The organism is Halomonas sp. SS10-MC5 (assembly GCF_015992245.1).
GTDB lineage: Bacteria > Pseudomonadota > Gammaproteobacteria > Pseudomonadales > Halomonadaceae > Halomonas > Halomonas sulfidoxydans.
In genome coordinates, this window is sequence record NZ_CP065435.1 from 1,259,487 (window position 1) to 1,271,645 (window position 12,159).

The following is a 12,159-nucleotide window of genomic DNA, read 5'->3' on the forward strand; positions in this document are numbered from 1 at the left end:
CTGGCGATGGCCCTCAAGGCTGGGCCGGGTAGCCCAGGCGAGCTGCGCTCAGCGCAGCGACAACGCCCCGGCGCCAGTGTCTTCGCCCACGGCATCGGTGTAGGCCTTGGCCTCCTCGGCCTCGACCTCGGGCGAGAAGCGCACCACCAGGGCGCACAGCGAGGCGATCACCACGGCAATGCCGAGGTAGAACAGACCCTGCTGGTAGGAGAGCGACTCCGAGCGGAACAGGAAGCCGGCCGCCACGGCACCGGCGTTGCCACCGGCGCCGACGATGCCGGCCACCGCCCCCAGCGCCTTCTTGTTGATGAAGGGCACCACGCCGAAGGTGGCGCCCTCGGCCATCTGCACGAACAGGCTGAACACCAGCATGATACCGATGGCCAGCGTCAGCACGTGCATCTGCGAGAAGAACATCAGCGCAACGCCCTCGCAGAGCATGGCGATGAACAGCCAGCGCACGCGCCCCTTGAGCCCGCCGTTGCGGGCGAAGAGGTCGGAGAAGACGCCGCCCAGGGTGCGCGCGAAGATGTTCATCAGCCCGAACAGGCCGGCGATCATGCCTGCGGTGGCCAGGGTCAGGTCGAAGTTGTCGAAGAAGTAGATGGCGGCGATGTTGTTGATCGTCAGCTCGACGCCGAAGCAGGCTGCGTAGACCACGAACAGCGCCCACACGCGGATATCCTTGGCCGCGGCCTTGAAGCTCGCGCCCATGCCGTGTTCGCCATTGGCCTCGGGGAGCTCGCCGCGAGCGCGCAGGTCGCTGAAGTTGCCGTCGGGGGCGTCCTGGGTGAACAGGTAGTAGCCGATGCCGGCGAAGAACAGCACCACGCCGGGGACGATCATCGCCAGGCGCCAGCCCAGCGCCTCGTTGACGCCGAGCATCAGGATGCCGGAGAAGATCAGCGGCATCAGGATCTGGGTGGTGCCGCCGCCGAGGTTACCCCAGCCGGCCGAGGTGGCATTGGCGGTACCGACCACGTTGGGTGCGAACATCACCGAGGTGTGGTACTGGGTGATCACGAAGGAGGCGCCGATGGCGCCGATCGCCAGGCGCGCCAGGAAGAAGGTCTCGAAGCTCGAGGCCAGGCCGATCCCCATCACCGGCAGTGACCCCAGGCACAGCAGCCAGGTATAGGCCTTGCGCGGCCCGATGCGGTCGCAGAGCAGGCCCATGACCAGGCGCACCAGGATGGTGATCGCCACCGAGGCGATGATGGTGTTGCCGATCTGGGTCTTGGTCAGCCCCAGGTCGTCACGCACGACGGCCATCAGCGGAGCGATGCCGAACCAGCCGAAGAAGCAGAGGTGGAAGGCGAACCAGGAGAAGTGGAAGGCGCGCATCTGGGGCGTGCGCAGGGTCAGGAGGCGAATGCGGTTCGCCTTGTTGCGAATTTCCATGGGCTTTGACCTCGTACGGATTGCCGATACATGTGTTCGCCCTTCTCCGTTGAAGGTCAGGTCTGACGCACTCGTGCTTCCTTCAGGAAGCCTGGTCCACGCCTACCCGGCATTGACTTATGTCAAGCAACCTGTTTGCCACATCATTGGCTTGTTCTTTTAAAACACTGGGTTGTGATTTGATAGGAGCAGAAGAGAGTGGCCGGGAGCGCGTGTCGCCGTGATAAGAGTGGTGCAGTGCCGCACACGATGCCCCCTGCTGGTGCCAATAGGGGGCTCTCTCCGTTCACGCTGATTCAGTACATGGCCAGCTGCGTGGGCACGCGGTCGCAGCCGAGGAAGGCGGAGTTTTCCAGCCACTCGGGGTCGGGGTAATAGGCGAACAGGTAGTGATCCTCCTTGATGCTGTCGATCAGCGGATAGGCCACTTCCTGGCGCACCGCGGGGCAGCCGTGGCTGCGGCCCAGCCGGCCGGTCTTCTGGATGAACGCCTCGCTGACGTAGTCGGCGCCATGAATGACGATGGCACGCTGGTAGGCCAGGTCGTTGACGCCGGCTTCCAATCCCTCCAGGCGCAGCGAGTAGCCGTTGCTGCCGTAGTAGCTGTTCATGGTGCGAAACAGCCCCAGGCTCGACTGGTGGCTCTCGGGGGTGTTGGAGAACAGCGTGGCTTCGGCATCACCCGAGCCGCGACCGTGGGAGACCAGTTCCTCGAACAGCAGTGCCTCCTCGGCCAGGTCGAACACCCACAGGCGCGGTTCGCTCGAGGGACGCGAGAAGTCGATCACCGCCAGCCGCTCGGCATCGGGCTCGGCGCAGGCCAGGGCGCTGGCGGCCAGCTCCAGCACCCGGGGGTCGGCGCCCGGCGCCAGGCGGGTCAGCGTCTGGCGCAGCGACGAACCGGGGGAGGAGAGCCCGGCTTGAGCAAGGAAGTCGCCGGCCTGGGCCGTGGGCAGGGTGGCCAGCAGGGCAGCGGTCAGGATCGGTAGCGGGAGTCGCAGGGTCGGGTGAAGACGCATCGTACATGCCTATGACGTGGATTCCTCATGCCGAGCATGCGGAAACGCAAAAAGGTGAATAAGGTAAATAAGGTATGGACCCGGCTGGCTTGCAGCCAAGTACCAGGCACTATTATGGGGGGAGTGGCCAGGAAGGCCAGACCAGCCATCAACGGAGCAGGAGCCATAGATGCGGGTTATTACATGGATGGGTTTATGGGCGTTGTTGCTTGGCCTCGGGCCACTGGCCTGGGCAGAGCCGGAAGCGGCGTGGCAGGGCGACGATGCAAGCGGCGTTGTCGCCGAGCTGGTGCGTCAGGTGGCCTCGCAGGATCAGCGGTTGCGGGACTTCTATGCCCTGCGTGACCATCGCCCCGCCTGGCAGGATGCCGATACCGTGGCGGCATTCACCTCGGCGCTGCATACCCTCGAAAGCGATGGGTTACACCCGCAGGATTATCGTCCGGATGAGCTGAGAGCTCGGCATCGTGAGGTCTATGAACAGGGCGCCGATATCGAAGCGCAGGTGCAATACGATCTGTTCGCTACCCGCACGCTGCTCACGGCGCTGGGGCATCTGCAGCGTGGCAAGGTCGATCCCGGGGCGCTCGGCACCGGGTGGGAAGTGCCGGTGTCGAAGCCTGACTTCTCCCTTGCGGCGGTGTCCGGCGCGATCGACCAGCTGAGATTCGAAGCGTTGATCAATGAAGTACGTCCGGATTTCGTTCCCTACCAGCGGTTGCGTTCGGGGCTGGCGCGCTATCGCAACATCGAGCGGCTCGGCGGCTGGCCTCGCTTGCCTCCACGTGAGCAATCGCTGCGCCCGGGTGATGTCGACGACGATGTCGCGCTGTTGCGCGAGCGCTTGACGAGGATAGGGGAGCTGGAATTGGTCGCTGTCGATAGCGACGCGTTCCCGGGCGCCGGGCTCGAGGCATTCGATCCACGGCGCTACGATGGCGGGCTCGAGGCCGCGGTCAAGCGCTTCCAGCGCCGGCACCTGCTGGAACCGGATGGGGTCGTCGGGCGCCAGACCCTGGCGGCACTCAACGTTCCGGTGGAGCGTCGCATCGACCAGATCCGCCTCAACATGGAGCGTGCCCGCTGGCTGTTGCACGGCTTGCCGGAGTCCTTCGTGCTGGTCGACATCGCCGGCTATCGGCTCAGCTATTTCCGCCCCAACGGCCAGATATGGCGCTCGCGTATCGTGGTGGGCCGGCCCTATCGGCGTACGCCTTCTCTACGTTCGGAAATCACCCACGTGACCGTCAACCCCACCTGGACGATACCGCCCACCATCAAACGCGAGGACGTGTTGCCCCGGGTGCGGCAGGATCTTGGCTATCTGTGGCGCGAGCGGATCCAGGTGCTGAGCCCCTCGGGCACACCCCTCGACCCCTGGGAAATCGACTGGGACAATCCCGGTAACATCGTGCTGCGCCAGGCGCCGGGGCCGCAGAATGCCCTGGGCCAGCTGGTCATTCGGTTTCCCAACGACCATATGGTCTACCTTCACGACACGCCGTCCCAGGACCTCTTTTCGCGCGAGCAGCGTGCCTTCAGCTCTGGCTGCATTCGCGTCGAGAACATTCGCGAGCTGGCCCAGCTATTGATGGACGACACCCACAGCGAACACGACATCGAAGCGCGCATCGACAGCGGTGAAACGCGTAACGTCTCGCTCGCCAACCGCATGCCGGTCATCATCCACTACTGGACGGTCAACCCCGGCGACGACGGCGAACTCTCGTTCCGCCCCGACATCTACGAGCGCGACGACGCCCTGCTGCGTGAACTGGATCGCCCGCTGGCGCTGTGAGCCGGCGGGCGGGGAAAAGGCCCCGGCCACGTCCTGCGGCCGGGGCCATGGCTAAGCCAGGCTGGCTCCGCAGCGCGGACAGACCTCGCCGGGACTTTCGCCGGCACCGGGGGCGGCGCTGGAAGCCGCAACGGCTCCACTCCTGGGAGCGAAACGTTCCGGGTTGATCGGTACCAGCTTGCCGCGCTCCCAGCGCAGGCCGATGTCCTTGAGCATGCGTGGGTCGCAATCGCGCAGCAGGGCATCGCGGCGGCGGTTGGCGTAGTAGCTGCGTACGGCGCGAAGCAGGCGACGGGTGGTGCGTAGTACTGCCATGATCTCGGTCTCCTTGAGTGGAGGCCGGGAACTTGTGCGCGACGGGTGGGAAAAGTGCTATCCAGGCTTGGCCGCGACAAGTGCCGCGGCCAGCGTCCCTCAAGTGTCGTCGTTTCGACGGCCGGCCCACGGCAGCAGCAAACAGGTACGCATCGCGTTAATGCATACGCGATGTTGCCAATTTGCCTTTTTGCCTGGAAGTAGCCGCATGAGGAACGCGTCTCGATTGAGGGATTGGTTGGGATTGTGCCGCATCGACGATACGACTCTTTTCTTATAGACATTCGCTCAACAAGCGTCAACCGATGATCCGAAAAGTAGGCTATCGATAGCCTTCTGCCTGGAGGCGGAACAGCCGGGCGTAGCGGCCGTTCTGTGCCATCAGGCTTGCGTGGTCGCCGCGCTCGATGACCTCGCCGCCGTCGATCACGAGAATCTGGTCGGCGGCGCGCACGGTGGAGAAGCGGTGCGAGATGAGGAGGGTCATCTTGTCGCGGCGGTGCTCGCGGAAGTCGGCATAAACGGCCGCTTCGGCGGCGGCGTCCATGGCCGCGGTGGGTTCGTCGAGCACCAGGATGTCGGCGCTCTCGCGCATGTAGGCCCGGGCCAGGGCGATCTTCTGCCACTGGCCGCCGGAGAGCTCCTGGCCGCCCTTGAACCAGCGGCCGAGCTGGGTGTGGTAGCCGCCGGGCATGGTGCGGATGAACGTGTCGGCGAGGCCGCGCTCGGCGGCCTCCTGCCAGCGCGCCTCGTCGGCGAACGCCTCGACGTCGCCGGCACCGAGGTTCTCGCCCACCTTGAGCTGGTAGCGCACGAAGTCCTGGAAGATCACGCCGATGCGCCGGCGCAGGGTATGGACGTCCCACTCGCGCAGGTCGCTGCCGTCGAGCAGGATACGGCCCTCGCTGGGCTCATAGAGGCGCGTGAGCAGCTTGATCAGGGTGGTCTTGCCGGAGCCGTTGGCGCCCACCAGCGCCAGGCTATGGCCCGGTGCCAGGTGCAGTGAGACGTCGCGCAGCGCCGGTGCGTCGGCGCCGGGGTAGGTGAAGCCGACCCGCTCGAAGCGGATGCCGTCGCCCGGCTTCGCGCCCTGGGTCAAGCTGCCGCCCTGCGGTGCCACCGGTTGCTCCAGGTACTCGTAGAGGTTCGACAGGTAGAGGTTGTCCTCGTACATGCCGCTGATCGAGGTGAGGCTGGCCGACAGCGCCGCCTGGCCCTGCTTGAACACCATCAGGTACATGGTCATCTCGCCCAGGGTCAGGGTGCCCGATACGGTTTCCACCACCACCCAGGCGTAGGCGCCATAGAACGCCAGCGTGCCCAGCAGACCGAGCAGGAAACCCCAGCTCTCGCGGCGAAGGGTCAGGCGCCGGTCTTCGCCGTAGAGGGTATCGAAGATCCGGCGGTAGCGCTCGAGCAGCAGCGGCTCCAGGCCGAACAGCTTGACCTCCTTGATGCTGTCCTCCCGGGCCAGCACGGTTTCCAGATACATCTGCATGCGGGTCTGGGGCGAGCGCCAGCGGAACAGGCGGAAGGCATCGCCGGAGAACTTGGCCTCGGAGACGAACACCGGCAGGGCGCCGAGCACCAGGATGCCGATCGCCCAGGGCGAGAACTGCACCAGCAGCACGCCGAAGCTGGCCAGCGAGATGCCGTTCTGCAGCAGCGCGAAGGTTTTGTTGACCAGCCCCAGTGGCCGGGTCGAGGCTTCGCGGCGGGCGCGGGTCAGTTTGTCGTAGAACTCGGAGTCCTCGAACTGGGCGAGCGATAGCGTGCCGGCCTTCTCCAGGATCATGACGTTGACCTTCTGGCCGAGCAGCGCGCGCAGCAGCGACTGCTGTGCCGCGAGCCCCCGCTGGGCCAGAGCGATGGCGGCGATCACCCCGGCTTCCGCCAGCACGTAGCGCAGCACCGGCCAGGTGGATTCAAGGGTCAGGGAGGCGCCTGTCTGTTGATGGTGGGCCATGGCGGCGACCACGGCATCGACGATCAACTGGCCGATCCAGGCGGCCACCGCCGGCAGCACGCCGGCGATCAGGGTGCAGGCCGCGAGCCCCAGGGTGAGGGCGCGCGAGGTCTGCCACACCAGCGTCAAGGCGCGTCGGCTGTAACGGAACACGCCGAAGAAGGCGGCCAGGCGGTTGCCGTTGGGAGGCGGTGGGGCGGGTGAAGTGCGGCGCATGGGCTGTGTGAGGAGAGAGCTCCGATTCAAGAAACGACGCCCTGCTCGAGGGCAGGGCGTCGCATGTCATGCTGGCGGCTGATCGAGACGCGATCAGTCGTCGTCTTCTTCGGTATCGGCCTGGGCCACCACCGGGCCGGTCTGTCCGGAACGCAGCGCGGCAAGCAAGGGCTCCGCCTCACGCTGGAAGGCCACCAGGCGCTCGCCGTCGAGACTCTGGCTCTCCGGCAGCTCGACCTTCATGGCGTCGACCGCATTGTTGTCGACGATGACTTCGTAGTGCAGATGAGGGCCGGTGCTGCGGCCGGTGTTGCCCGACAGCGCGATGCGCTCCCCCATCGAGACGCGGTCACCGCGATTGACCAGCGCCCGCGAGAGGTGCAGGTAGCGGGTGCGGTAGCCGTTGTCATGGCGCACCACGATGTAGCGACCCGCCATGGGATGGTTGCCGACCTTCTCGACGCGACCGTCGGCCGGGGCGGTGACCGGCGTGCCGATGGGCATCGCCCAGTCGGTGCCGCGGTGCGGACTGACGCGACCGGTCACCGGATGCGTGCGGCGCGGATTGAAGCTGGAGCTCATGCGATAGCTACCCTCGAACGGGTAGCGGCTGAAGGCGGGGTCGAGGCTCTGGCCGTCCGGCGTATAGAAGTTGTTGTCGTCGCTGTTGCGCACCAGCGTCAGGTTCATGCGCGCGCCTTGGTACTCGATGGCCAGCACGCGGGAGTCGAAGCTGCTGCCGTCGATGATGTCGGACTCGATCAGCACCTGGAATTCATCGCCGCGACGGGTGTCGCGGCGGAAGTCGAGCTTCTTCTCCAGCAGACGCGATATCTGGGCCACTTCGGTGCTGGAGAGGCCGGTGGCCTGGGCGGAACGGGCGAAGCTGCCGCTGACGCTGCCGGCAAACAGTCGCTGAGTGGCCTCGCCGGCACGCTCGATGGTGGCGACATCGAAACCGTCCTCGTCGCGCTCGAGCATGAAACCTTCGCGGGCATTCTTCATGATGCGCAGGGCCAGCAGACGCTCCTGCTCGTCGAGCTGGTATTCGAAGGTGTTGCCGACCCGCCAGTGGGTCAGCAGGCGCTGGTCCGGCATGTCTTCGAGCAGGCGCATGGCCTCGCTGTAGCCAAGGCCGAGTTCGTTCTGGGCCAGCACGGCGAAGGTGTCGCCCTGCTGTACGGTATAGGTACGCCATTCCGGCACGTGGGGTTCGGTGGCGGCGACCTCGTGGTCGAAGTGGATCGGGCCTTCCTCGAACAGCGCCAGCTCTTCGTCCGGATAGTCCTCGTAGGAGGTCGCGTCGGCGGCCAGCGCCTCGTCGTCGGTATGCATGTCGTCGAGCATGCCGCTGGCCAGGGTGCCGATTACCATGGCCATGTGCAGCGCGCCGGAATCCAGCTCCGTTGCCAGTTCGATGCCGCCGGTATCGCCGGGAAGACCAGCGGTAGCGGCATCGAGCTCGGCAGCGGCCGGAGCGGCCTGTGGCTGCGCCCGGGCTACGGCGACCCCGGACAGGTCGACGATCTCGCTGGGCTGCAGTTGGGAGAGCGGAATGTAGTCACGGGAGGCGTCGATGGCCTGGGTGGCGATCTCGATGGCATCGGCGACGGAGTAGCGCTCGCTGTTGAGAGCGGGGAGGCCGGGCTGGGCCTCGGGCGACAGGGGGAAGAGAACGGTCTCGGGCACCTGCCCCTCGCGCTGGGTGTTCTCGACGAGGGTGACGATCTTTTGCGCGCCCAGCACGGTCACCATGGTGGCGACGGGTAACAGCAGTAACTTATGCGTGCGGGGCAGCGAATGAAGGATTCGCAACATGTGTTTTGGCCATAAAAAAAGATGACAAGAATATAAAAAGCCACGGGAACCTTAACCCATGATATATGGCCTGCCTAGACTGTACGTGCATACAGAAAAACACGCCCGGAGTCCCTCGACTGAGGCTCCAGGCCGCTGGCATAGAGTCGAACACTGTTCAACAAAGTCATTGAACGTGAATAAAAGGCAGGAAACAACCCCTATTCGGTAAATGAACTCGAGTCGATCAGTCGGTGAAGCTACCGTTGCGGTAGTCGCGTAGCGCCTGGTCGATCTCGTGCATGTGGTTCATCACGAAGGGACCGTAGTGCGCGATCGGCTCGCGATGGGGAGTGCCCGCGAGCAGCAGGCATTGCGCACCCTCGCGGCTGGCGAGGGCCAGGGTATCGCCGGCGCCCAGCCGGGCCAGCTGGCCGGCTGCCACGGTCTCCTCACCGATCTGCAGCGTCCCCTCGAAGACGTAGACGGCCAGCGTCTCGCTGTGAGCGGCGAGGGTCAGCTCGCCGCCGCCCTTCAACTGGGCATGGGCCACGGCGCCGTCGCCCGCCAGGCTCTCCAGCGGGCCCGCGATGCTGTCGCCCGCCATGGACGTCCAGTGTCCACCCAGGGCGATCAACTCCGCCTTGTCTGCTTTCAGGCGCGGCATTTCACCGCTGCGCACGTCGCGGTAGCGTGGCTCGCTCATCTTCTCCCGCGCCGGCAGGTTGAGCCACAGCTGAAAGCCATGCAGGCCCTGGCTATCGGTCAGCGGCATCTCGGAATGCACGATGCCACGGCCGGTATGCATCCACTGGGCGCCGCCGGCCTGGATGGCGCTGCTGTGGCCCAGGTGATCCTCATGGGTGATGCCGCCATGGATGATGTAGGTCAGCGTCTGAATGCCGCGGTGCGGATGGGGCGGGAAGCCGCCGATGTAGTCGTCGGGCCGGTCGGAGCCGAGCTCGTCGAGCATCAGGAAGGGGTCGAGCTCACCGTCGAAGCGATGGATCCGCTGGATGTGCACGCCATCGCCATCCTGGCTGGGATGGCTCTGGATCAGGCGTTCGATGCGGCGAAAGCTGGGGCTGGCGACCATGATCTGCGTCCTTCGATGAAGTTCAGAATGATAGATATGCCTGGCATTCTAGGCCGCTTTTTTCGAAGATTAAGCGCAACGTTTCGCAGCTTTCATTCGAGGAAGTCGAATATGTCCCGTGTCACCCTGGCCCAGTGGCAGATGCTTGCGGCGGTGGTCGACCATGGCGGCTTCGCGCGTGCCGCCGAGGCGGTGCACAAGAGCCCCTCCACGCTCAATCACGCCGTGCACAAGTTGGAGCAGCAGCTCGGCGTGAAGGTGCTGGAACCGGTAGGGCGCCAGGTGCGCCTGACCGAGGCCGGCGAGATGCTGCTGCGCCGGGCACGCCAGCTGATCGAGGGCGCCGAGGCGCTGGAGGACGTCGCCGGCCGTCTCGCGGAGGGGCTCGAGGCCGAAGTGGTGCTGTCGGTCGACCAGATCTTTCCCACCGGCGCCTTGGCCGTGGCGTTGAGCCGCTTCTCCGCCGCTTACCCCTACGTGCGCGTGCAGCTCCACGAGACCGTGCTCAACGGCGGCATCGAGATGCTCTACGACGGCCGCGCCGACCTGGCCGTTTCGGGCCTGGCGGCGCAGGGGTTTCTCGGCGAGCCGCTGGTGACGATCCGCTTCGTTGCCGTGGCCCATCGCGACCATGAGCTCCACGCGCTGGAGCGCGAGCTAGACCTGCGCGACCTGCAGCGCCATCGTCAGCTGGTGGTGCGCGACTCGGCGCTGCGCCAGTCGATGGATGCCGGCTGGCTCAAGGCGGAGCAGCGCTGGACGGTCAGCCATCTCGAGACCTCCATCGACATGGTACGGCGTTGCCTGGGGTTCGCCTGGCTGCCCGAGACGCGCATCCGTGGCGACCTGGAAAGCGGTGTGCTGCGTCCGTTGCCGCTCTCGGCCGGCGGGATCCGTGAGGTGCCGATGCAGATGATCTTCCGCGATCGCGACCGGGCGGGGCCCGCGACCCATGACATGGCCCGGGCGCTGAAGGAAGCGGTGGCGAGCGAGTGCCCGAGCGAGGCATGATCTTTCGTTTTTTTCGATGTGAAGGGCGGAAAAACTGCGCTTGAGCATCAAGCAAATCGGTTTAACCTGCTACGGAAACACTGCACAAATGCCTGCGCGAGCGAATCGCTGCGTTGCGCGGTGCCGAAGCGTCGGACCGGCGGATCCTCAGATATACCCCATAGGCTCCGGTTGACTCGCAGCCTTCGGCTTCTCGCCCCTCCGGGGCCAGCCTACGGCTGTTTGTCGCTTCGCTCGGTTCTGTGCTCCGTGCGCCTTGCGACCCACAGGGATGTGGGAAGTGCGTTGGTTCGTCGGGAACGAACCTAGCCGCTTCATCTCGCTCGTCGATTTGTTCAGAGCTTCCTTAGTCAGACATTTCCAAACCCGGAGGACATGATGGGCCTGTTGATCGACGGCAAATGGCACGACCAGTGGTACGACACAAAGAAGCACGGCGGCGAGTTCGTGCGCGAGTCGGCCAAGCTGCGCGACTGGGTCACCCGCGACGGCGAGCCGGGGCCTCAAGGCCAGCGGGCTGTACCGGCGGAGGCGGGGCGCTTTCATCTCTACGTGTCGCTGGCCTGCCCTTGGGCGCATCGCACCCTGATCATGCGCAAGCTCAAGGGATTGGACGAGCTGATCGGCGTCTCCCACGTCAGCCCGCTGATGCTCGACCAGGGCTGGACCTACCACGAAGGCGAGGGCGCGAGCGGCGATCCGGTCAACGGCGTCGAGTACCATCGCGAACTCTACACACTGACCGACCCGCACTACACCGGCCGGGTGACGGTGCCGGTGCTGTGGGACAAGCGGGAAGGGCGCATCGTCAACAACGAGTCCGCCGAGTTGGTGCGCATCTTCAACGATGCCTTCGACGAGCTCGCCGATAACCGGCTCGACTTCTACCCCGCGGATCTGCGCGAGACCATCGACGCGATCAACGAGGACGTCTACGAACACATCAACAACGGGGTTTACAAGTCGGGCTTTGCCACCGAGCAGAGCGTCTACGAGAAGCACGTGACGGCCTTGTTCGAGGCGCTCGACCGCATCGAGGCGCGTCTGGCCGAGCACCGCTATCTGGCCGGGGAGTGGCTCACCGAGGCCGACATCCGCCTGTTCACCACCCTGGTGCGCTTCGACGCCGTCTACTATGGCCACTTCAAGTGCAACTTCCGGCGCATCGAAGACTACCCCAACCTCTCCCACTACCTGCGCGAGCTCTATCAGTGGCCGGGGGTGGCCGAGACGGTCAGCCTCGATCACATCAAGCGCCACTACTATTACAGCCACGACACCATCAACCCGACGCGCATCGTGCCCAAGGGACCATTGCTCGATTTCGAGCGTCCCCACGATCGTGAGCGGCTGCCGGGGCAGGGAATTCGCCAGAAGGGGTAAGCTACTAGCGGCGGGCAACGAGCTGCGAGCCATAGGTTAAGCTTGCTGCCGAAGCCCGAAGCCCGAAGCCCGAAGCCCGAAGCCCGAAGCCCGAAGCCCGAAGCCCGAAGCCCGAAGCCCGAAGCCCGAAGCCCGAAGCCCGAAGCCCGAAGCCCGA

9 protein-coding genes are annotated in these 12,159 nt (G+C 65.4%); 3 read left to right on the plus strand and 6 right to left on the minus strand.

Annotation, left to right across the window (positions count from 1 at the left end; genetic code table 11):
• Positions 1-48: 48 nt before the first annotated feature.
• A complete protein-coding gene (locus tag I4484_RS05985; RefSeq protein ID WP_197450071.1) occupies positions 49-1,401 on the minus strand; it encodes an MFS transporter in 1,353 nt (450 codons plus the stop codon).
• Positions 1,402-1,697: 296 nt separating this feature from the next.
• The gene (locus I4484_RS05990) at positions 1,698-2,420 is read right to left on the minus strand and encodes a murein L,D-transpeptidase catalytic domain family protein (RefSeq protein ID WP_197450072.1); all 723 of its coding nucleotides are present in this window, start codon (positions 2,418-2,420) and stop codon (positions 1,698-1,700) included.
• A 187-nt stretch (positions 2,421-2,607) separates the two neighbouring features.
• Here I4484_RS05990 and I4484_RS05995 point away from each other — a divergent pair, with 187 nt between their 5' ends.
• Complete coding sequence (locus I4484_RS05995) at positions 2,608-4,218, plus strand: murein L,D-transpeptidase (protein ID WP_197450073.1); 1,611 nt, start codon at positions 2,608-2,610, stop codon at positions 4,216-4,218.
• A 51-nt stretch (positions 4,219-4,269) separates the two neighbouring features.
• Here the strand turns inward: I4484_RS05995 and I4484_RS06000 are convergent, their stop codons facing one another.
• The 4 genes from I4484_RS06000 to I4484_RS06015 all read right to left on the minus strand — a co-directional run bounded on the left by I4484_RS06000 (position 4,270) and on the right by I4484_RS06015 (position 9,608).
• Positions 4,270-4,533: a DUF1127 domain-containing protein gene (locus tag I4484_RS06000; RefSeq protein WP_197450074.1), complete on the minus strand. Its 264-nt coding sequence runs from the start codon at positions 4,531-4,533 to the stop codon at positions 4,270-4,272.
• A gap of 322 nt (positions 4,534-4,855) precedes the next feature.
• Complete coding sequence (locus I4484_RS06005) at positions 4,856-6,715, minus strand: ABC transporter ATP-binding protein (protein WP_197450075.1); 1,860 nt, start codon at positions 6,713-6,715, stop codon at positions 4,856-4,858.
• Positions 6,716-6,808: 93 nt separating this feature from the next.
• Positions 6,809-8,533: a peptidoglycan DD-metalloendopeptidase family protein gene (locus tag I4484_RS06010; RefSeq protein WP_197450076.1), complete on the minus strand. Its 1,725-nt coding sequence runs from the start codon at positions 8,531-8,533 to the stop codon at positions 6,809-6,811.
• A 226-nt stretch (positions 8,534-8,759) separates the two neighbouring features.
• Positions 8,760-9,608 carry a pirin family protein gene (locus I4484_RS06015; protein ID WP_197450077.1) on the minus strand — a complete coding sequence of 283 codons (849 nt, stop codon included), beginning with the start codon at positions 9,606-9,608 and terminating at the stop codon, positions 8,760-8,762.
• A 111-nt stretch (positions 9,609-9,719) separates the two neighbouring features.
• On the opposite strand from I4484_RS06015, the gene I4484_RS06020 reads away from it, so the two are divergent.
• On the plus strand, positions 9,720-10,619 hold the full coding sequence (locus I4484_RS06020; protein WP_197450078.1) for a LysR family transcriptional regulator: 900 nt from the start codon (positions 9,720-9,722) through the stop codon (positions 10,617-10,619).
• A gap of 378 nt (positions 10,620-10,997) precedes the next feature.
• Positions 10,998-12,002: a glutathione S-transferase family protein gene (locus I4484_RS06025; RefSeq protein WP_197450079.1), complete on the plus strand. Its 1,005-nt coding sequence runs from the start codon at positions 10,998-11,000 to the stop codon at positions 12,000-12,002.
• The last annotated feature ends 157 nt before the right edge of the window (positions 12,003-12,159 follow it).

Coding starts and splice junctions, on each gene's coding strand:
- I4484_RS06025 (WP_197450079.1), top strand. CDS start 10,998: ATGGGCCTGTTGATCGACGGCAAATGGCACGACCAGTGGTACGACACA.
- I4484_RS06010 (WP_197450076.1), bottom strand. CDS start 8,533: ATGTTGCGAATCCTTCATTCGCTGCCCCGCACGCATAAGTTACTGCTG.
- I4484_RS06005 (WP_197450075.1), bottom strand. CDS start 6,715: ATGCGCCGCACTTCACCCGCCCCACCGCCTCCCAACGGCAACCGCCTG.
- I4484_RS05990 (WP_197450072.1), bottom strand. CDS start 2,420: ATGCGTCTTCACCCGACCCTGCGACTCCCGCTACCGATCCTGACCGCT.
- I4484_RS06020 (WP_197450078.1), top strand. CDS start 9,720: ATGTCCCGTGTCACCCTGGCCCAGTGGCAGATGCTTGCGGCGGTGGTC.
- I4484_RS05995 (WP_197450073.1), top strand. CDS start 2,608: ATGGGTTTATGGGCGTTGTTGCTTGGCCTCGGGCCACTGGCCTGGGCA.
- I4484_RS05985 (WP_197450071.1), bottom strand. CDS start 1,401: ATGGAAATTCGCAACAAGGCGAACCGCATTCGCCTCCTGACCCTGCGC.
- I4484_RS06015 (WP_197450077.1), bottom strand. CDS start 9,608: ATGGTCGCCAGCCCCAGCTTTCGCCGCATCGAACGCCTGATCCAGAGC.
- I4484_RS06000 (WP_197450074.1), bottom strand. CDS start 4,533: ATGGCAGTACTACGCACCACCCGTCGCCTGCTTCGCGCCGTACGCAGC.